Origin of the sequence: Streptomyces sp. NBC_01506, assembly GCF_045040295.1 — a bacterium.
GTDB lineage: Bacteria > Actinomycetota > Actinomycetes > Streptomycetales > Streptomycetaceae > Streptomyces.
In genome coordinates this window covers 1,464,051-1,488,368 of the sequence record NZ_CP109422.1, presented here as the reverse complement: position 1 = coordinate 1,488,368, position 24,318 = coordinate 1,464,051, and the positions used below count along the sequence as shown (strand labels likewise).

The window sequence follows — 24,318 nt, the reverse complement described above, 5'->3', positions numbered from 1 at the left end:
CAACTTATTCACGCACTCCCTGAAGGGCCCTCGCGGTGACCAAGCTGCTGCTGTCCATCCATGTCCTCGCCTCGATCCTGGTGGTCGGGCCGATCGCCGTCGCGGCGTCGATGTTCCCGCGCTACGCGCGCCAGTTGGGGGAGGACGGCCGCTCCACCGGCGCCACGGTGCTGCTCCATCGCATCTGTAGCGGCTACGCGATCATCGGGGTCGCCGTCCCGGTCTTCGGGCTCGCCACCGGCGCGCAGCTCGGCGTCCTCACCGACGTCTGGCTGCTCGCGTCGATCGTGCTGACGGCGATCGCCGCCGCGATCCTGGCGCTGGCGATACTGCCCGGCCAGAAGAGCATGATCGACACGCCCGAGGACGGGGAGGGTCGCGACACGGCGCGCGCCGCCGCGCGGCTGGCCGGGCTCACCGGTGTCTTCAACCTGCTCTGGGCGGTCGTCGTCGTCCTGATGATCGTGCGCCCCGGTTCCACGACCAGCGCGTGAACGGGTCCGGGGCGGCGCACGCCGCCCCGGCCGGTGGCGCCGTCCTTCACGGGAACGCATGTCTACGGGAATACATGCGCAGTCATGTTGTTGTGGGGGTACAGGACACCGTGAAAGGCGGACACCATGCAGTTCGGAATCTTCTCGGTCGGCGACATCGCACCCGATCCGGTCACCGGCTACACGCAGAGCGAGGCGGAGCGCATCAGCAACATCGTGCGCATCGCCCAGCGGGCGGACGAGGTCGGCCTGGACGTGTTCGCGCTCGGTGAGCACCACAATCCGCCGTTCATCCCGTCATCGCCCACGACCCTGCTGGGGCACATCGCGGCGCTGACCGAGCGCATCATCCTCAGCACCTCGGTCACGCTCGTCACCACGAACGACCCGGTGAAGATCGCCGAGGACTACGCCATGCTCCAGCATGTGGCGAAGGGACGGCTCGATCTCATGGTGGGGCGCGGCAACACCGTGCCGGTCTATCCCTGGTTCGGTAAGGACATTCGCGAGGGTGTGGCGCTGGCGCTGGAGAACTACAACCTGCTGCACCGGCTCTGGCGGGAGGACGTGGTCGACTGGGAGGGCGAGTTCCGCACCCCGTTGCAGGGCTTCACCGCCACCCCGCGGCCCCTGGACGACGTGCCCCCCTTCGTCTGGCACGGCTCGATCCGCACACCGGAGATCGCCGAACAGGCCGCCTACTACGGCAACGGGTACTTCGCCAACCACATCCTGGCGCCCAACCTGCATTTCAAGCCGCTCGCCGACTTCTACCGCGCGCGCTTCGAGCACTACGGGCACGGCACGAAGGAGCAGGCGATCGTGGGTCTCGGGGGGCAGGCGTTCATCGCCAAGCGCTCCCAGGACGCGATCAACACCTTCCGTCCCTACTTCGAGGGATACCCGATGTTCAAGGGCAGCTCGCTCGACGACTACATGGACCGCACACCGCTGACCGTCGGCAGCCCGCAGCAGGTCATCGACAAGGTCCTCACCTTCCAGGAGGGCTTCGGCGACTACCAGCGCCAGCTCTTCGCGGTCGACGGTCTGGCCCTGCCGGTCGAGATGGCGCTCGAACAGGTGGAGCTGCTGGGCACCGAGGTCGTCCCGGTCCTCCGTAAGGAGATGGCCGCACGGCGCGCACCCGGAGTGCCCGACGCCCCCACGCACGCCTCGCTGACCAAGGAGAAGTACGGCGACGCAGAGCCGCGCCGGCCGCGACCGAACCCGAACCGCGGCGACAACCTGTCCGGCGCGTCTCCGTACCAGGACAGCGACCCGGCCGTCGCGGCCAACTTCCCCAAGGCCCTGTGACCGTGGCGCGCGCCGTCCGACTGGCGAACGAGGCATGGGAGGCCCTGTTCCGGGCGCAGGCCACCATCTCCCGCGAACTCGCCGCCGCCGACATCTGGGGGGACCTGCTGCCACGGGAGTACGCCGTGCTGCACGCGCTCTCCAACGCGCCCGCGCGGGGGCTGCGGATCACCGAGCTGGGTGAGGACGTACTGATCACCCAGCCCGGTATGTCCCGGCTCATCGCCCGTCTGGAGAGCCGTGGACTGGTGGCGCGCGAGGACGACCCGAAGGACGCGCGTGCCTGTCGCATCCGTCTGACCGGTACGGGCCTGGCCGCCCAGCGACGTACCGGCGGCGCCCTCGTACGACAGGTGGCCAAGGCGATGACGCGGGCGCTCGACCCCGGCCAACTGGCGGACATCCGCGACCTCAGCGGCGCGCTCCTCGCGGCGGCCGAGCGAGAGGCGGCGACCACCACCGCACCGAAGGAACCGAAAGCGAAAGGGAAAGGGAAAGCAGAATGAACGCGAACGCCGCCCAGCGCGACGAGTCCCCCGAGCAGGACGCGGCCGTGAACCCTGCCGTGAACCCGGCCGTGAGCTCTGCCGTGAACATCGTCGTCGTCAGCGCCGGGGTCAGCGACCCCTCGTCCACCCGCCTGCTCGCGGACCGGACGGCGCAGAAGGTCGTGGACCTGCTCCAGGCGTCCGGCATGTCCGCGACCGTCGGTGTCATCGAACTCGGGCCGCTCGCCGTCGACATCGCGCAGGCGATCGTCACCGGATTCCCCGGTGAGCGCCTCCAGGCCGCCTTCGAACGACTCGCTGCCGCCGATGCCGTGATCGCCAGTACACCCGTGTACAAGGCGGGTATCAGTGGTCTGTTCAAGTCGTTCGCCGATGTCCTCGACAACGACCTGCTCATCGCCAAACCCGTCATCCTCGCCGCCACCGCCGGCACCGCTCGGCACGCCATGGTGGTCGACGAACAACTCCGGCCGCTGTTCGCCTTCCTGCGCGCGCTTCCGGTGCCCACGTCCCTGTTCGCCGCGCCCGAGGACTGGGGGGACCGCTCGCTCGGCGGTCGGATCGAACGAGCCGCCACGGAGCTGGTCCTGCTGCTGCGCGCCGGCGTCGGCCGGTCCATCGCCGACAACGCCTGGGCGGGCTATCAGCACCAGTTCGGGGGCAACGCCACCCGTGCCGAACGAAGCGTCACCGACGTCGACTTCAGCACCGACCTCATGCGGCTCGCCACCGGCGGACGACGGTGAGCGACGGATCCGCCGGGCGGGGCGTGGGCGGGACCTGAGGGTCCGGACCTCCGGGGAGGGCCGGACCCTGACGCCGGGACCTGACGGCCCGCACCTGACACCCGGACCTGACGGCCCGCACCTCCGTGGCCAGGAGGCGGGCACGGAGGGCAGCCGGGCGATCGATAACCTGCCGGGGGCGGAAGGAGCCCCGGAGAAGCGATCACGAGCGCGCCCATCGGTCCCGCCGGCGCGCGGAAACAGCGAGGTGACAGACCCGTATGTTCACCACCCGCCCCACCCTCCAGGGCACCTTCGGCATGGTGTCCTCCACCCACTGGCTCGCCTCGCAGTCGGCGATGGCCGTCCTGGAGGACGGCGGCAACGCCTACGACGCCGCCGTGGCCGCCGGGTTCGTCCTGCATGTCGTGGAGCCGCATCTCAACGGCCCCGGCGGCGAGGTGCCGATCATCCTCGCCCCCGCCGGCGGTGAGGTCCAAGTCCTCTGCGGCCAGGGACCCGCGCCCGCCGGGGCCACGATCGAGCACTACCGCTCCCTCGGCCTCGAACTCGTCCCCGGTACCGGACCGCTCGCCGCGGCCGTGCCCGGCGCGTTCGACGCCTGGATGGTGCTGCTGCGCGATCACGGCACCAAGTCCCTCGCGCGGGTGCTGAGTTACGCCGTCGGCTACGCCGAGGACGGCCACGCGCCCGTCGAGCGGGTCGGCGAGACCGTGGAGAGCGTGCGCGAACTGTTCGAGACCGAGTGGACCTCGTCCGCCGACGTCTACCTGCCCGGCGGCCACGCCCCCGCGTCCGGCGAGCTGTTCCGCAACCCCGCCCTGGCCGCCACCTGGCGCCGTCTGATCACTGAGGCCGAGGCCACGGGCGGTGACGACCGCGTCGCGCAGATCGAGGCCGCGCGTTCCGTCTGGCGCACCGGATTCATCGCCGAGGCGCTGATACGCCAGTCCGGCCGCCCCACCCTCGACACCAGCGGCTCCCACCGCACCGGCACCCTCACGGCCGCCGACCTGGCCGACTGGTCCGCGACGTACGAGGCGCCCGCCACGTACGACTGGAACGGCTGGACCCTGTGCAAGGCCGCCGGCTGGAGCCAGGGCCCCGCCTTCCTCCAGCAGCTCGCCCTGCTGCCGCCCGCGCCGGAGCTTCCGGCGTACGGCTCAGCCGAGTACGTCCACCTCCTTACGGAGGGCTGCAAGCTGGCCATGGCCGACCGCGAGGCGTGGTACGGCGACGCCGCCCGCGTACCGCTCGACACGCTCCTCTCGGAGCCGTACAACGCCGCCCGCCGCGCCCTGATCGGCGACGCGGCCTCGTACGAACTGCGCCCCGGCAGCCCGGACGGACGCCGGCCCGTCCTCAGCGCCCACGCCACCGCCGTCGCCGCCGGTGAGGCCGGCTTCGACGCCCTCGCCGTACCGGCGGCGGGCGCGGGCGAGCCGACCGTCGCCCGCGACGGCGCGACCCGGGGCGACACCTGCCACCTCGATGTCGTGGACCGCTGGGGCAACATGATCGCCGCGACGCCGAGCGGCGGCTGGCTCCAGTCCAACCCCGTCGTGCCCGAACTCGGCTTCCCGCTCGGCACCCGCCTCCAGATGGCCTGGCTGGAGCACGGGCTGCCCAACTCCCTCACACCGGGCCGCAGGCCACGCACCACGCTCACGCCGTCCCTCGCCCTGCGCGACGGCGTACCCGTCCTGGCCTTCGGCACCCCCGGGGGCGACCAACAGGACCAGTGGCAGCTCCACTTCTTCCTGGCCGTCGCGCTGCGCCCGCGCGTACGCGGCGGACTCGACCTCCAGGGCGCGATCGACGCGCCCAACTGGCACAACGACAGCTTCCCCAGCTCCTTCTACCCGCGCGGGATGCGACCGGGCGGCGTCACCGTGGAGCCGGCCATGGACGCCTCCGTCGTGGACGGGCTGCGGCGCCGGGGCCACGACGTCATCGTCGGCGAACCCTGGTCGGAGGGGCGGCTCTGCGCGGTCGCCAGGGACCCGCGCACGGGCGTCCTGTCGGCGGCGGCCAATCCGCGCGGCATGCAGGGGTACGCGGTGGGCCGCTGACGACCGCGCGGGCCGGGCGTAGAGCCGGATGCGGCGACCGCGCGAGGGCCGGACGCTCAGCCGCCATCGAGTCGTCATCTCCGCTCCCACCTGCGTTGTCACACGTCTGTGGTTCTCTTGAGGAATGATCGATGACTTCCTGAACGGTGACCTTTCCGCTGTCGAGGCGGCGGTGCGCGATGCCGCCGCCGCCGAGATCATGCCGCGCTACCGGCAGCTCGCCGCCCACGAGATCGTCGAGAAGTCCGGCCCGCACGATCTGGTGACCAGCGCCGACCGGGGCGCCGAGGAGCACCTGACCGCCGCCCTCACGGCGCTGCTGCCCGGCTCGGTGGTGGTGGGCGAGGAGGCGGTGCACGCCGACCCGGCCGTGTACGGGGCGCTGCGTGGCGACGCGCCCGTGTGGATAGTCGACCCCGTCGACGGGACCCGCCAGTTCGTCCGGGGCGAGCCCGGTTTCTGCACGCTCGTCGCGCTCGCCCAGGGCGGCGAGCTGCTGGCCTCCTGGACGTACGCGCCCGCGACGGACGAGATGGCGACCGCCGTACGGGGCGGAGGCGCCCGGCTCGACGGCGTGCCGCTGCGCTGCGGCACCCCCGCGCCCGGCGCGGTGCTCGACGTCGCGATCTCGCACCCCGACTTCACGACGCCGGAGGAGAAGCGGGCGCTGCTGGGGGTCCGCAGCGCCACTGACATGGCCGCCCGGCCGTGCGGTTCGGCGGGGCTGGAGTATCTGGCCATCGCGCGCGGCGTGCTCGACGCCGTCGCCTTCAGTTGGGAGCTGGCCTGGGACCACGCGGCGGGCCTGCTGCTGGTGACGGAGGCGGGCGGCGCGCAGACGACGCTCACGGGCGAGCCGTTCCGTATCACGGGCGGAAACGCGCTGCCGTTTACCGCGGCGCGGGACGCGGCGACCGCGCGGCGGGTGCGCGAGCGCCTGCTGGGCGGCGCGCGGACAGCGGCGGAGGCGGAGGCGGCGTCCCGAGCCTGAGCCGGAGCGGGTCCGGGCGCCTGAGAAACGCCAGGGGCGTCGGCCGGATCAACGGACCTTTCGGGATCCATGGCCGTAGGCCGGGATCCGTCGCCCCCGCCGACGCCGTGTCAGAGGCCAGGAATATCCTGGTTGCTCTGGCCATCGGCTGACGAAGGAGTCCGAAGGTGCCGTCGATGCTCGATGCCGTCGTCGTGGGGGCGGGACCCAACGGGCTGACCGCCGCGGTCGAGCTGGCCCGACGTGGATTCTCCGTCGCCGTGTTCGAGGCCCGTGACACCGTGGGCGGGGGAGCGCGGACCGAGGAGCTGACTCTCCCCGGCTTCCGTCACGACCCGTGTTCCGCCGTGCACCCCCTGGGCATCGGCTCGCCCGCGTTCAACGACATGCCCCTGGCGCGGTTCGGTCTTGAGTGGCTGCACCCCGAGCTGCCGATGGCCCACCCCTGGGACGACGGCACGGCCGCCGTGCTGTCCCGCTCCGTCGCCGAGACCGCCGCCTCCTTCGGCCCGCGCGACGCGGGGGCGTATCGCAGGCTCGTCGCTCCCTTCCTCGGCAAGTGGGACTCGTTCGCACGGGACTTCATGACCCTGCCCCCCCGGGGGCTGCCGCACGACACCCTCACGCTCGCGCGCTTCGGACTCGTCGGGCTCCCCTCGGCGAATCTGCTGATGAGGCGCTTCCACGACGAGAAGGCCAAGGGGCTGTTCGCCGGTCTCGTCGCCCATGTCATAGCCCCGTTGAGCGGGATCGCGACCGGCGGGGTGGGGCTGATGTTCGCGCTCGCCGCGCACGAGAACGGCTGGCCGCTGCCGCGCGGCGGCTCCCAGTCCATCTCGGACGCGCTCGCCGCGTATCTGCGCGACCTCGGTGGCACGGTCCACACCGGATTCGAGGTCAAGAGGCTCGACGACCTGCCCCCGGCCCGCGCGTATGTCTTCGACACCTCACCGACCGCGCTCGCCCGTATCGCGGGCCTCGGCCGGGTGTACGACTCGTACACGTACGGTCCCGCCGCCTTCAAGATCGACTACGCGCTCGACGGCCCCGTGCCGTGGACGGCGGAGGCCGCGCGCCGGGCCGGCACGGTCCAGGTGGGGCCCACGAAGCGGGAGATCAGTACGGCGCTGAATCTGGCGTACGGCGGCAGCGCCCCCGCCACGCCCTTCCTGATCACCGCCCAGCCCAGCCTGGTCGACCCGTCCCGCGCCCCCGAGGGCAAGCATGTCTTCTGGGCGTACGGCCATGTCCCGAACAACTGGGACGGCGATCTCACCGAAGCGATCGAGCGGCAGATCGAGCGTTTCGCGCCCGGCTTCCGGGACCGGGTCCTGGCCCGCGCGACCGCCGGCCCGGCGGAGGTGGCCGCCCGTAACGCCAACTACGTGGGCGGGGACATCGCCAGCGGCTCCGTCGCCGGACTGCGGCTGCTGGTGCGCCCCAAGCTCTCCCTGTCGCCGTACAGCACGCGCCACCCGGCGGTCTTCATCTGCTCGTCCGCGACGCCGCCGGGGCCGGGCGTGCACGGCATGTCGGGGCAGAACGCGGCGAAGGCGGTGTGGCGCAAGCTGCGCGGGACGGCCTGACGCGACGAGGGCCCGGCGCCCGCGCGCCGGGGCCGCGCACCGGGCCTGCGCCCGCCCCCGAGGCCCGCGCCCGGCGGGCGGGACCCGCCCATCCCTGAGACGCTTGATGGCGGCCGGTGGACGTCATCCGTGCGCGCCCCCTGACTCGTGCGTGTCCTGAGCGGTGCGCCGTCGCCGACGCCGACGCCGAACGACCCGCGCCGAAGAAGGGACGGACCGCCATGCCCACCCTCACCACCACCGACGGCACCGAGATCTTCTACAAGGACTGGGGCACCGGCCCGCCCGTCGTGTTCAGCCACGGCTGGCCGCTGAACGCCGACGCCTGGGACGGCCAGCTCCGTCTCGTCGCCGAGCACGGCTTCCGCGCGATCGCGCACGACCGCAGAGGACACGGCCGCTCCAGCCAGACCTGGCAGGGCAACGACATGGACACGTACGCCGACGACCTCGCCCAGCTCCTCGACGCGCTCGACATCCGCGACGCCGTCGTCGTCGGCCACTCCACGGGCGGCGGTGAGGTCGCCCGCTACATCGGCCGCCACGGGACCTCCCGGCTCTCCAAGGCGGTCCTCCTGGGCGCGGTGCCCCCGCTGATGCTGCGGACCGACGCCAACCCCGAGGGCACCCCAATCGACGCCTTCGACGCCATCCGCGCGGGTGTGGCCGCCGACCGCTCGCAGTTCTACCAGGACCTCACCGACCCCTTCTACGGCTTCAACCGCCCGGGGGCCGCCGTATCGCAGGGCGTGCGCGACGCGTTCTGGCTCTGGAGCATGCAGGTCGGCCTCAAGGCCGCGTACGACTGCGTGAAGCAGTTCTCCGAGACGGACTTCACCCAGGACCTCAAGCGCTTCGACATCCCCACGCTCGTCGTGCACGGCGACGACGACCAGATCGTGCCCATCCAGGCGGCGGGACCGAAGTCCGCCGAGCTGATCAAGGACGCGACGCTGAAGGTCCACCCCGGCCGCCCGCACGGGCTCTACGGCGACTACGAGAAGGAGTTCAACGCCGATCTGCTGGCCTTCATCGGTTAAGAGCACGCGCTGCCTGGCAGCGCGAGGTTGATGTCGGATTCTCGCCAGCCCCGCCACCCGTCAGTGGCGGATGCTTGACGCATGCACACCGACACCGAGCGCTGTCTGCGCGCCGTCCGGTCCAAGGACGCGCGATTCGACGGATGGTTCTTCACGGCCGTCCTGACCACCGGTATCTACTGCCGTCCGAGCTGCCCGGTGGTGCCCCCCAAGGCCGAGAACATGGTCTTCCACCCGAGCGCGGCCTCCTGCCAGCAGGCCGGCTTCCGCGCCTGCAAGCGCTGCCGGCCCGACACCAGCCCCGGCTCTCCCGAGTGGAACGCCCGCGCCGACTCCGTCGCCCGTGCCATGCGGCTCATCCAGGACGGGATCGTCGACCGCGAAGGTGTCACGGGACTCGCCGGGCGGCTCGGCTACTCGGAGCGGCAGATCGAACGGCAACTGCTCGCCGAACTCGGCGCCGGGCCGCTCGCGCTGGCGCGCGCCCAGCGGGCCCAGACCGCGCGGCTGCTCATCGAGACCACCGCGCTCCCGATGGCGGAGGTCGCCTTCGCCGCCGGATTCTCCTCGATCCGCACCTTCAACGACACCGTCCGCGAGGTGTTCGCGCTCGCCCCCACGGAACTGCGGGCACGCGGCGCCCGCCGCGCGGACGCCGCCGCCCCCGGACCCCGGACCCCCGGCGTGATCAGCCTGCGGCTGCCCTTCCGCGCGCCGCTCACCCCCGACAACCTCTTCGGGCATCTCGCGGCGACGGCGGTCCCGGGCGTCGAGGAGTGGCGGGACGGCGCGTACCGGCGCACGCTGCGTCTTCCGTACGGACACGGCATCGTGGCCCTGGCACCGCGCCCCGACCACATCGCCTGTCGGCTCGCGCTGACCGACCCGCGCGATCTCACGGTCGCCATCAGCCGCTGCCGGCGCATGCTCGACCTGGACGCCGACCCGGTCGCCGTGGACGGGCAGTTGCGCACCGATCCGCTGCTGGCCCCGCTGGTCGACAAGGCGCCCGGCCGCCGGGTGCCGGGCACGGTCGACGCCGCCGAGTTCGCCGTACGCGCGGTGCTCGGCCAGCAGGTCTCGACCGCCGCCGCGCGCACGCACGCCGCCCGTCTCGTCACCGCGTACGGCACACCCGTGGACGACCCCGAGGGCGGACTCACCCATCTCTTCCCCTCGCCCGACGCGCTGGCCGCGCTGGACCCCGAATCCCTCGCGCTGCCGCGCAGCCGCCGCACCACACTGACGACCCTGGTCGCCGCGCTGGCCGACGGCACGCTGCCGCTCGGTACGGACAGCGACTGGGACGAGGCCAGGGCACGGCTGCACGCGCTCCCCGGTTTCGGCCCGTGGACCGTCGAGGTGATCGCGATGCGCGCGCTCGGCGACCCGGACGCCTTCCTTCCGGGCGACCTCGGTGTCCGCCGGGCCGCGCGGGCCCACGGTCTGCCGTCGACACCGGCCGCGCTCACGGCGCGCGCCGCCGCCTGGCGGCCCTGGCGGGCGTACGCGGTGCAGTATCTCTGGGCCACCGAGGACCACGCCATCAACATCCTTCCCGCATAAAGGAGTTCACCGCATGACCAGATCACACACGGTGATCGACAGCCCGTACGGACCGCTGACCCTCGTGGCCACCGACGGGACACTGAGCGCCCTCTACATGAGCGAGCAGCGCCACCGTCCGCCGCAGGAGAGCTTCGGGGAGGTGGACGCCCCGGACGCCGCCCCGTTCGACGGAGTGATCCACCAGCTCGACGAGTACTTCGCGGGCGAGCGCACCGAGTTCGACGTCCCGCTGCGGCTGAACGGCACCCCGTTCCAGCGCGGCGTCTGGGAGCAACTGCTGGCGATCCCGTACGGCGAGACCCGCAGTTACGGTCAACTGGCCGACGCGCTCGGCAAGTCGGGAGCGTCACGCGCGGTCGGACTGGCCAACGGCAAGAACCCGGTGAGCATCATCGTGCCGTGCCACCGGGTGATCGGATCGACGGGCGGTCTCACCGGATACGGCGGCGGGCTGGACCGCAAACAGCGCCTGCTGGCCTTCGAAGGCGCGGCGGGCTCGACGGGTGCGGCGGGTGCGGCGCGTGTCGGCGCCGGTACGGCGGCGAGCGGACCGGCGACGCTGTTCTGACTTCTGACTTCTGACGGGCCCGCCCCTGCTCTCAGCTCGCGTGGAACTGCCGCAACAGCGCGGGCAGCGCCGTACCGATCGGCTCGCGGATGATGTCGTCGGCCTGCTCGTCGTACGGGGTCGGCTCGGCGTTGACGATGACGAGCCGGGCCCCGTGCTCGGCCGCGATCCCCGCCAGCGAGGCGGCAGGCTGCACCTGGAGTGTCGTACCCACCGCGATGAAGACCTCGCACGCCTTGGCGATCGACATGGCCTGACCGAGGACGTGCGGGTCCAGCCGTTCGCCGAACATCACGGTCGCCGACTTGAGCACGGCGCCGCACACGGTGCACGGCGGATCGTCCTCGCCGGCCTCGACGCGGGCCAGCGCCTCTTCCATGGAGAAGCGGGCCCGGCAGCCGGTGCAGACCACCGACCGCGCCGTGCCGTGCAGTTCGAGCACCTTGCGGGCGGGGGTACCGGCGCGCTGGTGGAGCCCGTCGACGTTCTGCGTGATCACCCGGACCGCGCCGTCGCCCGCCCGGTCGAGCTCGGCGACGGCACGGTGCGCGACGTTCGGCTCGGCACGGAAGGCCGGGCTGTCCAGGCGCATCCGCCACGAGCGCCGCCGGATCTGCGGGTCGCTCATGTACGCGTCGTACGTCACCAGCTTCTCGGCCCCGGGATCGCGCCGCCACAGGCCGTTAGGACCTCGGTAGTCGGGAATGCCGGAGTCGGTGGAGATCCCGGCGCCGCTGAGGATCGCGACGAGAGTCATGCCGCGAGGGTATGCGGCGGCGCCGGGGCGCGGCGACCCGATAGCCGCCCGATAGCCGCCCGACTGCGGGTGCTTCTAGTAGAGGTGGCCGATATGACCCGGGTGGGGCGCGTGGCCCGCGTAGTCGGAGGCATCATCCGTGTCATCCGTGTCATCGGTGGCGGTGGTCACCGGGGCGAACGGTGTCGGTGTGCTGCCCGTCCAGCGGTTCAGCACCGCCTTGCCCGTCTGCTTGGTGACGCCGTCCTCCACGACCGTGCCGGCCTCGGCCAGGTAGTACCGGCCGTCGTCGAGCGACACGAGCCCGTACTGGCCGGTCGACTCCCAGCCGTACGTACCGGACGCCGGGTGGTGCAGCCCCTGCGCCAGGAGCGGCAGCAGTTGCCCGCGCTCCGGTGCCGGCTGGCCGCTCACCGGGCCGGTGACCGGGCGCTTCGAACCGTCGAGCACGAACAGCGAGTAGTTCGGGAACCGCGTCTTGGTGCCCTTGTACGCGGCCAGCAGCCAATTGCCGCTGTACGCGTCGTAGTCGAGGTTCTGTACGCCGTAGGTGGTGTTGCCGGTGTAGGCGAAGTACTTGCCGTCGGGCGATCCGGGGCCGCTGGTGTGCGGGTCGGCCTCGGTGAGCGGGCGCTCGTACTTCTTCCACCGCCGGATGTCGTACTGGAGCAGCACCTGGTTGTCGTTGTCCTGCCGGGTGGTGTTGGCGTAGACGCCGTACGCGACGGTGAGCATCTGCGTACGCGCGGCGCCGCGCCTGCCGTCGAACGCCGGGCCGAACGCGACGCCGTCGATGCCGCTGCATCCGTAGCGGTGGTCGGCGGTCTTCGCCGTGTCGCCGTCGAAGACGCCGTTGCCGTCCATGTCGGCCGAGTAGTCGTCCACGACCTCCTTGAGATGGACGGTCGAGACGACGCCGGTCGTCTCCGCGTCCATGTCCATCTCGGTGATGCGGTCACCGTCGAGGATCGCGATGTAGAAGGCCTTGGCCGCCTTGTACTCCAGCGAGCCGTAGACCCTGCCGTCCTTGGTGTTGAAGTCGAGGTCCCCGAGGTGCCCGGTGAAGCCGGTGACGGAGCCGACCGGCTTGCCGGCGAGGTCGGTCTTGACGAGGAGGTTGGTGAACGAGAAGTACATGAAGCCTTTGCGGCGGTCGACGGCCATGCCCTGGATGTGGCCCGACTTCCAGGCACCGCCGTCCACGGTCGCCGGGAGCTTCGGGAGCTTGGGGAGCGTGGCGGGCTTCTTGGCGGGCCCGGGAGCGTCCGACCCGGAGACGGTGTCCGCCGACGCGGTGACCGCGCCCGCCGCCACAACCGCCGTGGTGAGCACGGCTGTCAGCCAGCCGCGAATCTGCCGTCGCATGTTCCCTCCGGTGTCCTGGGCCTGGGATTCTGGATCATGCAGGGCGCGCGTGCACGGCGGGCCAACGCGAGGTGAATCGACGTCAACTACGGCGGGGCGGCGCGTACATGACATATGAGAACAGCTTCGGTCCCACCCGTCACCCCCGCGCGCACCCGGATCACCAGACTCGGCGGCCGTTCTCCAACTCCACGCCCTCCGCGCCGGCTTCGAGCGCGTCAAGGCCCGCGAGGACGCGGCCCCCGAGCGACCCGATCATCAACGCGGGGATCTCGGCCCGCTCCACCAGCCGCCAGGACAGCAACTCCTCCTCCTGGAGCCGGATCTCGGCGAGCCGGTCCGCGTCCAGCACACCGCCGTCGTACAGATAAGCCACGATGGGCGGCCGGTCCGGTGCCCGGGACCAGTCGACCGCCAGCAGCGGCCCCAACTCGACGTCCAGACCGATCTCTTCGAGCGTCTCGCGCCGCGCGGCCTGCCGGGGCGTCTCGCCCTCGTCGGACTCGACGGTCCCACCGGGCAGCGCCCAGCCCGGCCGGTAACTTGGCTCGACGATCAGCACCCGCCCCTCCAGGTCCCGGAACAGCACGGCGGCACCGGCGAGCACACGGGGGAGCCCGGCGATATAGGCGAGATAGTCGGCGTCGCGAGAGATCGTCACACGGAAAGCGTAGATCAGAGGCCCCGTGGGGGCGCTGCGACCGGTCCATGTTTATGGGAGGTTTGTCAGTTTTTCATGGCTCCGGTGTCTATGGGCAGGGAGCCACCGGGCCGGATAGGGTCGGTGCGGCGCGACTGCCTGTTCGAAAGCAAAGGAAATGACACGGTGACGGACGGAGCAGTAACCAAGGCCGCGCACGCGCACGTGCTTGTCGCGGCGGACAAGTTCAAAGGCTCGCTCACAGCCGTACAGGTCGCCGAGCGCGTGACGGCCGGGATCCACCTGGTCGCCCCCGAGGTGACGGTCGAGGCACTGCCCGTCGCGGACGGCGGTGACGGCACTGTCGCGGCGGCTGTGGCGGCCGGGTTCGAACGACGCGAGGTACGGGTCACCGGACCGCTCGGTGACGAACTGACCGCGGCGTACGCGCTGCGCGACGGCACGGCGGTCGTGGAGATGGCCGAGGCGTCGGGCCTCCAGCACCTGCCCGAAGGCGTCTTCGCACCGCTCACGGCCGGGACGTACGGCTCCGGCGAACTGCTGCGCGCCGCGCTCGACGCGGGCGCGCGCACCATCGTCTTCGGCGTCGGCGGCAGCGCGTCGACCGACGGCGGCGCGGGCATGCTCGCCGCGCTCGGCGGACGCTTCCTGGACGCCGCCGGGCAGCCGGTGGGGCCCGGGGGCGGCGGGCTGCGCGACCTCGCGACGGTCGACCTGTCCGGGCTCGATCCCCGTATCGCGGACACGGACATCGTCCTCGCCAGTGACGTCGACAACCCGCTGACCGGACCGAAGGGCGCGCCGGCCATCTACGGTCCGCAGAAGGGCGCGTCGCCCGACGACGTCACGACGCTCGACGCGGCGCTCGCGCACTACGCGCGCGTCCTCGAGGAGACCGTCGGCGCCACGGCGGCCGAGTCCGCGCTCGCGCCCGGCGCCGGGGCGGCGGGCGGTATCGGTTACGGCGCGCTCGTCGGCCTCGGCGCGAGCTTCCGGCCCGGCATCGAGGTCATGCTCGACGTGCTCGGCTTCGGGCCCGCGCTGTCCCGCGCCACGCTCGTCATCACCGGCGAGGGATCGCTGGACGAACAGACGCTGCACGGCAAGGCCCCGGCGGGCGTCGCGGCGGCGGCCCGCGCGCGGAACATCGAGGTGATCGCGGTCTGCGGCCGCCTCGCGCTGCGCCCGGAGGCGCTGGGCCGCGCGGGCATCCGCCGCGCGTACGCCCTGACGGACCTGGAGCCGGACCCGGCGCGCTGCATGACGGAGGCGGGACCGCTGCTGGAACGGATGTCGGCGGGTATCGCCCGCGACTTCCTGGACTGACGGGCGCGGGCCTGAACGCGCCCCGCCGCGCCCGGGTTCGTCCTCAATCGCCGGACGGGCTGGGGGTGCCTGCCGGGTTGGCGGGGTGCCGGCCCGTCCGCGCCGGGGTGTCCTCAATCGCCGGACGGGCTGGGAGTGGTCGCCCGGGCGGGTTGGGTTGCCGCTCGCGCGAGCCCGGGTTTGTCTTCAGTCGCCGGACGGGCTGGGGGTGCCTGCCGGGTTGGCGGGGTTTCGGCCCGTCCGCGCCGGGGTGTCCTCAATCGCCGGACGGGCTAGGGGGGTTCGCCGGGCGGGTTGGGAGTGGTTGCCCGGGTGGGTTGGGTTGCCGCTCGTGCGAGCCCGGGTTTGTCTTCAATCGCCGGGCGGGTTGGGGGTGCCTGCCGGGTTGGCGGGGTTTCGGCCCGTCCGCGCCGGGGTGTCCTCACTCGCCGGGCGGGTTGGGAGTGGTCGCCCGGGTGGGTTGGGTTGCCGCTCGTGCGAGCCCAGGTTGTCCTCAATCGCCGGACGGGCCAGGGGGGTTCGCCGGGCGGGTTGGGAGTGGTTGCCCGGGTGGGTTGGGTTGCCGCTCGTGCGAGCCCGGGTTGTCCTCAATCGCCGGGCGGGTTGGGCTGTCGCCTGTCCGCCGAGGCGCCGTGCTCGACCACGGTGGTCTTGAATCCTTCGTCCACCAGGGCCTTCTCGACCGTGGCGGTCCGCGCAGCGACTTCTCACGGCGTGACCCGCAGCGCCGACGTCGTGACAACTTATGTACCGTTCGGAATGTAAGTCGTGGGGTCGAGGTTCTCCTCCCTCACAGCCGCCGCGACAAGAGCGCGGGAGGGCGTCGCACGCCATCGGCGCCCAGCACCGCCCGATCCGGGCGACAGAAAGGCCGTCATGTCTGACACCGACCTGCGCGACATCGAAGCGCTCGACGCCCGTGAGTCCGAGTCCGACCGCATCGCCGTTGTCACCGGCGCCAGCCGTGGCATCGGGGCGGCCATCGCCGGCCGTCCCGGCGCCGACGGGTACACCGTCGCGGTTCATCACCGCCAGGACTCGGCCGCCGCGGCCGACGTCGTCGAGAAGATCACCGCGGCCGGCGGCACCGCGTTCTGGACGGCTTACGACGCGGCTGCGGGCTCGCTGCGCGACGCGCCCCTGCGGGTGCTGGTGAACAACGCCGCGATCGCCCTGCACGGTTCCATCGAGGAGTTCAGCGCCGAGGATTTCGTCCGCCAGCAGCAGATCAACGCCACCGCGCCGTTCCTGATCATCAAGGCCGCTCTGCCGCGCCTGGCCGACGGCGGACGCTCGTGAACATCTCCTCAGGCACTTCCCGCGTCGCCCTCCCCGACCTCATCGGCTACACCATGACCAAGGGAGCCATCGACGCCCTCACGCTGCCCCTCGCCCAGCACCTCGGCCCACGCGGCATCACTGTCAACACCGTCATCCCCGCCACCACCGACACCGACACCGACACCGACATGAACGCGTCCTGGTTGCGCGGCAACTCCGAACTCGTACCCACCATCGCCGCACAGAACGCCCTCGGCCGCATGGGCGAACCCGCCGACGTCGCCGACGTGGTCGCCCTTCTCGCCTCCCACGCCACCGGCGGGCTCCGCCTGTAGGCGGTATCCCTCCGGGGACAAGGAGAGCCCGGCCGGTGGCCGGGCTTTCGGCGGTGCGGTGCCGTGGCTTCGGAGGTCAGATGCCGAGTTGTCGCTGTACGGCCTCGGCGTCGATCAGGTAGTTCATCTCGTAGAAGCGTCCCTCGCGCACCTTGTGGAAGGAGTACTCGGGGTACTCGATCGTTTCGCCGGTCGGAGCGACGCCGAACCACTCCTTCGCGGGGGGTGCCCTTGTTGAACAGACGGGCTGCGACGCGGTCACCGTCGATGGCTACGTCCCGTACCCGCCAGGTGAAGTCCGGCACCGCGTCGCCGTGCCCCTTGCTGACCTCTGCGGCCCCGAACCGTGGGGCGTGTGTTGGATCGGCACTCGGGAGTACGCTGCACAGATGCCTGGTTCGCGGAGCGCCGTTATGGGTCGGCCTCGAGAATTCGATATCGACGAGGCGCTCGAGCGCGCCATGCGGGTGTTCTGGGAACGGGGATACGAGGGCGTCAGCCTCACCGACCTGACCAAGGCCATGGGCATCACGAAGCCAAGCCTGTACGCGGCCTTCGGCAACAAGGAGGAGCTGTTCCGCAAAGCTCTGGAGCGCTACATCGAGGGTCCGGCCGACTACGGGACGCGCGCCCTGGAGGAGCCGACCGCGCGAGGCGTGGCCGAGGCGATTCTCCGCGGAGCGGTTCGGACCACGACGCGTCCCGGAGGCCCTGCGGGCTGCCTGACCGTGCAGGGCGCGCTGGCGTCGGGCGAGGCGGGTCGGCCCGCGCGCGACATGCTGGTCGAGTGGCGCAACCTTTCGGGTCTACGCCTTGAGGAGCGCTTCCGGCGGGCCGTCGACGAGGGCGATCTTCCGCGCGACGCCGACCCCCGACAGCTCGCCCGGTATCTCATGACGGTGACGTTCGGCATCGCCGTCCAGGCCGCCGGCGGCCTCGGCCGCGACGAACTCCAGGACATCGCCGACATGGCACTGGAACGCTGGCTGCCGTAGCGGCAGCCGGGAGGGCCGCCGGGCGGCCATCTTCAGCCCGTCCGCGCGGGTGAGGGGTGCGTTCCAACGTGCCTGGCGGCCAACCTCCAACTGGCTGGACGCTTGAGGACACCCCGGCGTAGGCGGGGTTTTTTGGAGCCGTCCGGCGATTGAGGACAAAGCCTGGGCGCGGGCGAGGGGTGCGTTCCAACCCGCCCGGCAGCCAACCCCCAGCCCGTCCGGCGCTTGCGGACAGACCCCGCACCCGGCGGACCCGCACCCCTTCACCCCGGCGTCAGCCGAAACGCGTCCAGGGCCAGCGTCATTTCGATCAGGTCCCGGGGGCGGGACAGGGAGCGGGACGTCAGTTGTTCCAGGCGGCGCAGGCGGTTGAAGACCGTGTTGCGGTGGCAGTACAGCCGCGTCGCCGCCCGGCCCGCCGACCCCCCGTACTCAAGCCACGCGTCCAGCGTCTCCAGCAGGACCGCGCGGTCCGCCGGGTCCAGGTCCAGCAGTGGGCCGAACACGTCGGCGATCAGCCGGGCCGCCAGTTCCGGCTGGCTGACCACCAGCGCCGTCGGGAGGCGTTCGTCCAGGCGGACGATGTTCCGCGCGTCCGGCGGGAGCGTACGCAGCGCCGTCTCGGCCAGTCGGCGCGCCTGCCCCAGCCCGGCCAGGCTGTCCACGACCGGGCTGATGCCGCCCGGCCCCTGGCAGGGCCGTAACAACTCCGCCGCCAGCTCCGCCAGACCCGTGCCGCCGTCGAGCGCGACGACCGCGATCTCGCAGTCCGTACGCATCCGCCAGAAGAAGCGCATCCCGTCCGCCACGGCCACCCGCCGGAACGGCTCACGCCCGTCCCGTCGCTCCACCCGCACGACCACCACCGCGTAACGCCCCTGCTCGGGCAGGTCGAGACCGGCGGCGGCGCGCGCCGCGAGGCCCGGTGTCGAGCGGCCCTCCAGCAGCGCGTCGAGCAGGGCCTGCACCCGTTCGTCGCTGCGCCGTCGCATCGACTGCTCCGTGCTGCGGTACGCCTCCGCGACCGTCGTCGCCTGCCGGTCGACGCCCGCCCACATGTGGGACGCCGTGTGTACGAGCATCGGTACGTCGTCGGGGTCCTCCTCGCTGACGATGCGCAGCAGCTCGTCCCACACCAGATAGCCGGCGTGCCGGTACGCGTGCAGCACCAGGTCCAGCGCCAGGCCCTGCTCCGCCCGCTGCCGGCCCAGTTCTTCCGCGTACGCCAGGTCGCGGCGCGGTGCCGTACGCGGGGCCGCGATGGCCTCGATCCCGTACCGCATCGCCTCGTTGATCTGCCGCCAGTGCTCGTCGCGCGGCACGGCCGCGTCGAACTGCCCGGAATGGAGCGTGAGTTCGTCCATCAACTGGTCGGTCAGCGCCGGTACGCGCTCCAGAAGCACCCGGGACGCGGTCACCAGGACCGACCACTCGCGATCAGTGCGCGCTCTGCGGCCACCCATGGCTGGTGAGGATGCCACCGGCGGGCGCGGTGCGACAGCCCTTGTGCGCGTGCACAATCCGGCCGCCGCGCCGCTGGTCATCGGCAGCGATTCGCCCCCGCGCCGTGGACGGTGCCCCGGCCCGGTGCTGAGGTGTGCCTCCACGGCAGCACGACAGCCGCAGAACGCAGAGGAGACCCCGCATGGCCGCCGCGCTCGAAGTGCGTGCCCTGTCCGTCGGTTACGGCCCCGTACGCGCCCTGCACCAGGTGTCCATCGACGTACCGTCAGGTGGGATCACCGCCGTGCTCGGCGGCAACGGCGCGGGCAAGTCCACGCTGCTGAGGGCCATTTCCCGCACCCTCGCCTTCCACCGGGGTACGGCCGGCGGCGGCACCGTCCACTTCGACGGGCGGTCCATCGGCGGGCTCGGCGCCGCCGGGATCGTGGCCGCCGGTGTCGTCCAAGTCCCGGAAGGGCGGCAGGTGTTCGCCCGTATGACGGTCGCCGACAACCTGCGGGCCGGCGCACTGGGCGCGCGCGGCGGTCGCAAGCGGTACCTGGCCTCCCTCGCCGAGGTGCACGAACTGTTTCCCGTACTCGCCGACCGCGCCGGCCAGCGCGCCGGACTGCTCTCGGGCGGCGAGCAGCAGATGCTCGCACTCGGCCGGGGCCTGATGGCCCGCCCCCGGCTGCTCCTCCTGGACGAACCGTCGCTCGGGCTCGCCCCCCTGATGGCCGCCCGGATCGGCGAGACGATCCAGCGGATCAACGCGAGCGGCACATCCGTCCTGCTGGTCGAGCAGAACGCGGCCATGGCGCTGCGCCTCGCCTCACGCGCGTACGTCCTGGAGGTCGGCGAGGTCACGCTCGAAGGGGACGCCGCCGAACTGGCCGCCTCCGACGAGGTACGCCGCCGCTACCTCGGCGTCGTGGACGAGACGGCCGCCGAAGACGCGGGCCGGGCCCAGGAGTTGGCATCGGTGCTGCGGAGGTGGACCGCATGAGGGACCGCATGAGGGGCCGCATGACGGGCCGCATGACGGGCGCCGGGCACACATCGGGCGGACATCCCGAACGGACGGTCGGCGACACCGGGCCGGACCCCCACACCCCGGCCCCGCTCACCGTCACCGACATCACCGTCCGCTTCGCCGGACTCACCGCGCTCGACTCCGTCTCCTTCACCGTCGAACCCGGCAGCGTCCATGCCGTCATCGGCCCCAACGGCGCGGGCAAGTCCACCTGTTTCAACGTCCTGTCCGGCGTCTACCGCGCCACCTCCGGCAGCGTCCGCCTCGGCGCCGCCGAACTCACCGGTCTCGCCCCGCACCGCGTCGCCGCGCTCGGCGTCGCCCGCACCTTCCAGAACCTCGCGCTGCCGCCGCACGCCACCGTCGCCGACAGCATGCTGCTGGGCCGCCACCGCCTCACCCGCGCCGGTTTCCTCGCCACCGGGCTCCGACTGCCCTCCGCCGCCCGCGAGGCCCGCCGGCACCGGGCCAGGGTCGGCGAGATCGCCGAGTTCGTGGGGCTGGCCGGCGATCTGGACCGGCCGGCGGGCGCCCTCCCGTACGGCAAACAGAAGCTGGTCGAGCTGGGCCGCGCCCTGTGCATGGAGCCCACGGTGCTGCTCCTGGACGAACCCGTCGCCGGGATGACGGCCGGTGAGCGGCGCCGTACGGCCGCCGTCGTGGCCGGCGTACGCGACAGCCTCGGCATCTCGATCGTGCTGGTCGAACACGACATGGGGGTGGTGATGCGGCTCGCCGACGCCGTGACCGTACTCGACTTCGGACGCCGGATCGCCGGCGGTACGCCCGCCCAGGTGCAGAGCGATCCGGCCGTTGTCCGCGCCTACCTCGGCGAGAGCGCCGACACCGACACCGACACCGCCGACGCCGACGAGGAGGCCGCGTCATGACCACCTTCACCGAACTCCTCCTCGGCGGGCTCTCCATGGGCTCCGTCTACGCCCTCATCGCCCTCGGCTTCGTCGTCATCTTCAAGGCCACCGAAGTGGTCAACTTCGCCCACGCCTCGCTCCTGCTCGCGGGCGGCTACCTCACCGCCGTACTCCATGACGACATCGGCTTCTGGCCCGCCCTCGCCGTCGGTATCGCGGGCGCCGCCGTCGTCGGCTCGGCCGTCGAGTACACGGTCATGCGGCGCTACCGGGGCAGCGACCACAGCGTCCTGGCCATCGTCACCATCGGCGTCGACATCCTCCTCACCACCGAACTCACCCGCCGCATCGGCACCGACGTCCTGGCGCTCGGCGACCCCTGGGGCGACAAGCTCCTCACCCTCGGGGACATCACCATCGCCCAGACCCGGGTCGCGGCCTTCGTCGCGGCGGCCCTGCTGATCACCGCGTTCCTGCTCGCCTTCCGCTACACCACCTGGGGCGTCGCGATGCGCGCGGCGGCGGAGAATCCGCAGACCGCCGCGCTCATGGGCGTACGCCTCGGCCGGGTCTCGCTCTCCGCCTGGGCGGTCGCGGGCTCGCTCGCCGCCGTCGCCGCGCTGTTCCTGACGGTCTTCCCGACCCCCGGCCTGGAACGCGCCACCTCCCTCGCCGCGCTCAAAGCCTTCCCCGCCGCGATCCTCGGCGGCCTCGACTCCACGACCGGAGCGCTCGCCGGGGGACTGATCGTCGGCGTCACGGAGTCCTTCGCCACCGGCTACCAGAGCGATCTGACCTTCCTGGGGCGCGGCTTCGGCGACCTCGCGCCGTATCTGGTGATGGTCGCGGTGCTGCTCATCCGGCCCGCCGGGCTTTTCGGTACGAAGGAGCTGGCCCGTGTCTGACCCGACCAACGCGGCCACCAAGGCCCCGGCGGCCCCGAAGACCCCGGCGGCCACCAAGACCCCACCGCATCGCAGCCCCCGCGCCTACGCCTGGCTCGCCGGCTCCCTCCTGCTCCTCGCCCTGCCCTTCTACCTCGACCGCTTCTGGCTCCAGGCCGGACTCTTCGCGATGGCCGCCGCCATCGGTGCCATCGGTCTCAACCTCCTCACCGGCGCCACCGGACAGCTCTCCATGGGCCACTCCTTCTTCCTCGCCGTCGGCGCCTACGGCTACTGCGTCTTCGCGGGCGACAGCGGCGAGGAGAACGGCCGCCGGCTCACCGGACTCGGCCTGCCGACCTGGCTCGCGGTCGTCCTCGCCGTACTCCTCGCCGGCGCGGCGGGCGGCCTCTTCAGCCCCATCGCCGGCCGGCTGCGCGGCGCCTACCTCGGGATCGCCACCCTCGCGCTGATCTTCATCGGTCAGCATGTCCTCTTCAACGCCGGCGGTCTGACCGGCGGGTTCAACGGCCGCGACGTCCCCGTGCTCTCCCTCTTCGGTTTCGCCTTCGACGACACCGAGGTGGTGATCGCCGCCGTCCCCTTCGGGTCGTCGGAAAAGCTCTGGTACGCGGGTCTGTTCGCCCTCCTCGCCGGCGGGCTGTTCGCGCGCGGGGTGCTGCGCGGCAGGCCCGGCCGGGCCATGAACGCGATCCGCGACCACCGCGTCGCCGCCGGGGTGATGGGCGTGCCGGTCGCCCGCTACCGGGCCGCCGTGTTCGTCCTGTCCTCCATGTACGCGGGGCTGGCCGGCGTTTTGATCGCGCTGATCTTCCAGCGGACCGTGCCCGACTACTTCGGCATGATCCTGGCCCTCGAATATCTCGCCATGATCGTCATCGGCGGTCTGGGCACGGTCGCAGGAGCCGTCGTCGGCGCGGCCTTCGTCGCCCTGCTGCCGCAGCTCCTCACCCACTACAGCGACTCGCTCCCGCTGGTCGCCGACCCGGGATCGGGCGGCGTCACACCGGGCGAGGCGGCCCGCTATCTGTACGGCGCCGCGATCGTCGCGGTGGTGCTGTTCCTGCCCGGCGGACTCACCCGCCTGTCAGTTCCGACGGTTCGACGGTTCTCACGGGAGAAGACATGAAGCGACGCGCACGTCACCCGAACACACCGAGCGGCGCCGCGGCGCTGCTTCTCGTACTGGCCCTCGCGCTCGCCGGGTGCAGCGGCAAGGCCACCGAGGACAACGGCAAGGACAGCGACGCGGGCGCCGGGGGAGTGAAGACCGGGCAGGGCGTGAGCGACAAGACGATCACGCTCGGCGTCCTCACCGACATGACCGGTGTCTACGCCTCGCTCGGCAAGAGCGTCACCCAGGCCCAGCAGTTGTGGGCGGACCAGACGAACAAGGCGGGCGGTATCTGCGGCCGTACGGTCGAGCTGACCGTACGCGACCACGGCTACGACCCGCAGAAGGCCGTCGCCGCCTATACGGAGCTGGAGCCGGACGTGCTCGGCTTCGCCCAGTTCATCGGCTCGCCGTTCGTCGCCGCCGTCGAGAAGCGGATCGACGGGCAGGACAAGGGCCTGGTCCTGCCGCAGGCGTGGTCGGCCAGTCTGCTGGGCAGCCCGTACGTACGCGTCGTCGGCGCCACCTACGACATCGAGACCATCAACGCGATCGACTATCTCCTCGACCAGAAGCGCATCGCCAAGGGCGACAAGATCGGCCACGTCTACTTCGAGGGCGACTACGGCGAGAACGCGCTCGCCGGCTCCGAATACGCGGCCGAACAGGCCGGTCTCACGGTCGTGGAGCAGAAGATCAAGCCGACCGACAACGACATGTCCGCGCAGGTCGCCGCGCTCAAGAAGGCGGGAGTCAAAGCCATCGTCCTCAGCGCCGGACCGCGCCAGGCGGCCTCACTGGTGGGTGTGGCGGCGGCGGGCGGGTTCGATGTGCCGGTCGTCGGCAACAACTCGGCGTTCGCGCCGCAACTGCTCGCCACGGCGGCGGGCCCGGCGCTGATGAAGGACTACTACGTCGCCGCCTCCACCCTGCCCATCGGATCGGACGAGCCGGCGCCGAAGAAGCTCGCCACCGAGTACGCGGCGGCCTACCCGGACGACGGGCTCGACAACGGGGTCGTGTCCGGATACACGGCGGCGACGCTCTACGGCGAGCTGCTGAAGACGGCGTGCGAGAACAAGGACCTCACCAGGGCGGGCATCGACAAGGCGCTGCTCGGGCTCGACGCGTTCGACACCGGTTTCGGGATCACCCATGACTTCTCGGACCCGGCGGCGCCCTCCACCCGGCAGTCCGTGATCATGAAGCCGGACTCGAAGGTGCCGGGGGGCCTGAAGGTCGTCCAGGAGGCGCGGATCGCGAAGCCGGCGCAGTCGTTCACCTTCGGCGAGTGACCGGGTCCGCGCGGGTGGCGGGTCCGTCCTCAATCGCCGGACGGGCT

The 24,318-nt window shown here is 72.0% G+C and carries 22 protein-coding genes and 1 pseudogene; 18 read left to right on the top strand and 5 right to left on the bottom strand.

The window, feature by feature from the left end; translation table 11 throughout:
• Positions 1-35 precede the first annotated feature (35 nt).
• The 10 genes from OG329_RS06100 (at position 36) to OG329_RS06055 (ending at position 10,889) form a co-directional block, all read left to right on the top strand.
• Complete coding sequence (locus OG329_RS06100; RefSeq protein ID WP_405793292.1) at positions 36-494, top strand: DUF2269 family protein; 459 nt, start codon at positions 36-38, stop codon at positions 492-494.
• Positions 495-620: 126 nt separating this feature from the next.
• Positions 621-1,808, top strand: coding sequence for a CE1758 family FMN-dependent luciferase-like monooxygenase (locus OG329_RS06095; protein WP_405793291.1), 1,188 nt, complete (start codon positions 621-623; stop codon positions 1,806-1,808).
• 2 nt (positions 1,809-1,810) lie between these two features.
• Positions 1,811-2,314 carry a MarR family winged helix-turn-helix transcriptional regulator gene (locus tag OG329_RS06090; protein ID WP_405793290.1) on the top strand — a complete coding sequence of 168 codons (504 nt, stop codon included), beginning with the start codon at positions 1,811-1,813 and terminating at the stop codon, positions 2,312-2,314.
• Positions 2,311-3,063: a CE1759 family FMN reductase gene (locus tag OG329_RS06085; RefSeq protein ID WP_405793289.1), complete on the top strand. Its 753-nt coding sequence runs from the start codon at positions 2,311-2,313 to the stop codon at positions 3,061-3,063. The genes OG329_RS06090 and OG329_RS06085 overlap by 4 nt, the downstream gene beginning before the upstream one ends.
• Before the next feature lie 260 nt (positions 3,064-3,323).
• The gene (locus OG329_RS06080) at positions 3,324-5,135 is read left to right on the top strand and encodes a gamma-glutamyltransferase family protein (protein ID WP_405793288.1); all 1,812 of its coding nucleotides are present in this window, start codon (positions 3,324-3,326) and stop codon (positions 5,133-5,135) included.
• Positions 5,136-5,259: 124 nt separating this feature from the next.
• Positions 5,260-6,126 (top strand): inositol monophosphatase family protein, encoded by an 867-nt coding sequence (locus OG329_RS06075; protein ID WP_405793287.1) that lies wholly within the window; start codon positions 5,260-5,262, stop codon positions 6,124-6,126.
• Positions 6,127-6,302: 176 nt separating this feature from the next.
• A complete protein-coding gene (locus tag OG329_RS06070) occupies positions 6,303-7,712 on the top strand; it encodes a phytoene desaturase family protein (RefSeq protein WP_405801672.1) in 1,410 nt (469 codons plus the stop codon).
• Positions 7,713-7,933: 221 nt separating this feature from the next.
• Complete coding sequence (locus tag OG329_RS06065) at positions 7,934-8,752, top strand: alpha/beta fold hydrolase (RefSeq protein ID WP_405793286.1); 819 nt, start codon at positions 7,934-7,936, stop codon at positions 8,750-8,752.
• Positions 8,753-8,833: 81 nt separating this feature from the next.
• Positions 8,834-10,318: an AlkA N-terminal domain-containing protein gene (locus OG329_RS06060; RefSeq protein WP_405793285.1), complete on the top strand. Its 1,485-nt coding sequence runs from the start codon at positions 8,834-8,836 to the stop codon at positions 10,316-10,318.
• A gap of 13 nt (positions 10,319-10,331) precedes the next feature.
• The gene (locus tag OG329_RS06055) at positions 10,332-10,889 is read left to right on the top strand and encodes a methylated-DNA--[protein]-cysteine S-methyltransferase (RefSeq protein WP_405793284.1); all 558 of its coding nucleotides are present in this window, start codon (positions 10,332-10,334) and stop codon (positions 10,887-10,889) included.
• A gap of 31 nt (positions 10,890-10,920) precedes the next feature.
• Here the strand turns inward: OG329_RS06055 and OG329_RS06050 are convergent, their stop codons facing one another.
• The 3 genes from OG329_RS06050 to OG329_RS06040 form a co-directional block, all read right to left on the bottom strand.
• On the bottom strand, positions 10,921-11,646 hold the full coding sequence (locus tag OG329_RS06050; RefSeq protein WP_405793283.1) for an SIR2 family NAD-dependent protein deacylase: 726 nt from the start codon (positions 11,644-11,646) through the stop codon (positions 10,921-10,923).
• Between the two features lie 75 nt (positions 11,647-11,721).
• Positions 11,722-13,011 carry a hypothetical protein gene (locus OG329_RS06045; RefSeq protein WP_405793282.1) on the bottom strand — a complete coding sequence of 430 codons (1,290 nt, stop codon included), beginning with the start codon at positions 13,009-13,011 and terminating at the stop codon, positions 11,722-11,724.
• 160 nt (positions 13,012-13,171) lie between these two features.
• Entirely contained in the window at positions 13,172-13,672 is a 501-nt protein-coding gene (locus tag OG329_RS06040) for an NUDIX domain-containing protein (RefSeq protein WP_405793281.1), read from the bottom strand.
• A gap of 165 nt (positions 13,673-13,837) precedes the next feature.
• Between OG329_RS06040 and OG329_RS06035 the strand changes: the two genes are divergently transcribed.
• Positions 13,838-14,998 (top strand): glycerate kinase, encoded by a 1,161-nt coding sequence (locus tag OG329_RS06035; RefSeq protein ID WP_405793280.1) that lies wholly within the window; start codon positions 13,838-13,840, stop codon positions 14,996-14,998.
• An 876-nt stretch (positions 14,999-15,874) separates the two neighbouring features.
• Positions 15,875-16,614 (top strand): annotated as a pseudogene (locus tag OG329_RS06030) (SDR family NAD(P)-dependent oxidoreductase).
• Between the two features lie 76 nt (positions 16,615-16,690).
• Here OG329_RS06030 and OG329_RS06025 read toward each other — a convergent pair.
• Positions 16,691-16,876 carry a hypothetical protein gene (locus tag OG329_RS06025; protein ID WP_405793279.1) on the bottom strand — a complete coding sequence of 62 codons (186 nt, stop codon included), beginning with the start codon at positions 16,874-16,876 and terminating at the stop codon, positions 16,691-16,693.
• 151 nt (positions 16,877-17,027) lie between these two features.
• On the opposite strand from OG329_RS06025, the gene OG329_RS06020 reads away from it, so the two are divergent.
• The gene (locus OG329_RS06020; RefSeq protein WP_405793278.1) at positions 17,028-17,609 is read left to right on the top strand and encodes a TetR/AcrR family transcriptional regulator; all 582 of its coding nucleotides are present in this window, start codon (positions 17,028-17,030) and stop codon (positions 17,607-17,609) included.
• 263 nt (positions 17,610-17,872) lie between these two features.
• Here OG329_RS06020 and OG329_RS06015 read toward each other — a convergent pair whose 3' ends face one another.
• Positions 17,873-19,072: a PucR family transcriptional regulator gene (locus OG329_RS06015; protein WP_405793277.1), complete on the bottom strand. Its 1,200-nt coding sequence runs from the start codon at positions 19,070-19,072 to the stop codon at positions 17,873-17,875.
• A 182-nt stretch (positions 19,073-19,254) separates the two neighbouring features.
• Here OG329_RS06015 and OG329_RS06010 point away from each other — a divergent pair, with 182 nt between their 5' ends.
• From OG329_RS06010 to OG329_RS05990, 5 genes are read left to right on the top strand one after another with little or no spacing between them, the layout of a single operon-like run.
• The gene (locus OG329_RS06010) at positions 19,255-20,058 is read left to right on the top strand and encodes an ABC transporter ATP-binding protein (RefSeq protein WP_405793276.1); all 804 of its coding nucleotides are present in this window, start codon (positions 19,255-19,257) and stop codon (positions 20,056-20,058) included.
• Positions 20,055-20,975, top strand: coding sequence for an ABC transporter ATP-binding protein (locus OG329_RS06005; RefSeq protein ID WP_405793275.1), 921 nt, complete (start codon positions 20,055-20,057; stop codon positions 20,973-20,975). The genes OG329_RS06010 and OG329_RS06005 overlap by 4 nt, the downstream gene beginning before the upstream one ends.
• On the top strand, positions 20,972-21,862 hold the full coding sequence (locus OG329_RS06000) for a branched-chain amino acid ABC transporter permease (RefSeq protein ID WP_405793274.1): 891 nt from the start codon (positions 20,972-20,974) through the stop codon (positions 21,860-21,862). The genes OG329_RS06005 and OG329_RS06000 overlap by 4 nt, the downstream gene beginning before the upstream one ends.
• Positions 21,855-22,991 carry a branched-chain amino acid ABC transporter permease gene (locus OG329_RS05995; protein ID WP_405793273.1) on the top strand — a complete coding sequence of 379 codons (1,137 nt, stop codon included), beginning with the start codon at positions 21,855-21,857 and terminating at the stop codon, positions 22,989-22,991. The genes OG329_RS06000 and OG329_RS05995 overlap by 8 nt, the downstream gene beginning before the upstream one ends.
• Positions 22,988-24,271 carry an ABC transporter substrate-binding protein gene (locus OG329_RS05990; protein WP_405793272.1) on the top strand — a complete coding sequence of 428 codons (1,284 nt, stop codon included), beginning with the start codon at positions 22,988-22,990 and terminating at the stop codon, positions 24,269-24,271. Before OG329_RS05995 ends, OG329_RS05990 begins: the two co-directional genes overlap by 4 nt.
• Positions 24,272-24,318: the final 47 nt, after the last annotated feature.

Excerpts from the sequence above, each read along its gene's own strand:
- OG329_RS06095 (WP_405793291.1), top strand. The coding sequence starts at position 621 with ATGCAGTTCGGAATCTTCTCGGTCGGCGACATCGCACCCGATCCGGTC.
- OG329_RS06080 (WP_405793288.1), top strand. The coding sequence starts at position 3,324 with ATGTTCACCACCCGCCCCACCCTCCAGGGCACCTTCGGCATGGTGTCC.
- OG329_RS06085 (WP_405793289.1), top strand. The coding sequence starts at position 2,311 with ATGAACGCGAACGCCGCCCAGCGCGACGAGTCCCCCGAGCAGGACGCG.
- OG329_RS06000 (WP_405793274.1), top strand. The coding sequence starts at position 20,972 with ATGACCACCTTCACCGAACTCCTCCTCGGCGGGCTCTCCATGGGCTCC.
- OG329_RS06020 (WP_405793278.1), top strand. The coding sequence starts at position 17,028 with ATGGGTCGGCCTCGAGAATTCGATATCGACGAGGCGCTCGAGCGCGCC.
- OG329_RS06015 (WP_405793277.1), bottom strand. The coding sequence starts at position 19,072 with ATGGGTGGCCGCAGAGCGCGCACTGATCGCGAGTGGTCGGTCCTGGTG.
- OG329_RS06055 (WP_405793284.1), top strand. The coding sequence starts at position 10,332 with ATGACCAGATCACACACGGTGATCGACAGCCCGTACGGACCGCTGACC.
- OG329_RS06060 (WP_405793285.1), top strand. The coding sequence starts at position 8,834 with ATGCACACCGACACCGAGCGCTGTCTGCGCGCCGTCCGGTCCAAGGAC.
- OG329_RS06010 (WP_405793276.1), top strand. The coding sequence starts at position 19,255 with ATGGCCGCCGCGCTCGAAGTGCGTGCCCTGTCCGTCGGTTACGGCCCC.
- OG329_RS06075 (WP_405793287.1), top strand. The coding sequence starts at position 5,260 with ATGATCGATGACTTCCTGAACGGTGACCTTTCCGCTGTCGAGGCGGCG.
- OG329_RS06005 (WP_405793275.1), top strand. The coding sequence starts at position 20,055 with ATGAGGGACCGCATGAGGGGCCGCATGACGGGCCGCATGACGGGCGCC.
- OG329_RS06050 (WP_405793283.1), bottom strand. The coding sequence starts at position 11,646 with ATGACTCTCGTCGCGATCCTCAGCGGCGCCGGGATCTCCACCGACTCC.
- OG329_RS06070 (WP_405801672.1), top strand. The coding sequence starts at position 6,303 with ATGCTCGATGCCGTCGTCGTGGGGGCGGGACCCAACGGGCTGACCGCC.
- OG329_RS06065 (WP_405793286.1), top strand. The coding sequence starts at position 7,934 with ATGCCCACCCTCACCACCACCGACGGCACCGAGATCTTCTACAAGGAC.
- OG329_RS06045 (WP_405793282.1), bottom strand. The coding sequence starts at position 13,011 with ATGCGACGGCAGATTCGCGGCTGGCTGACAGCCGTGCTCACCACGGCG.
- OG329_RS05990 (WP_405793272.1), top strand. The coding sequence starts at position 22,988 with ATGAAGCGACGCGCACGTCACCCGAACACACCGAGCGGCGCCGCGGCG.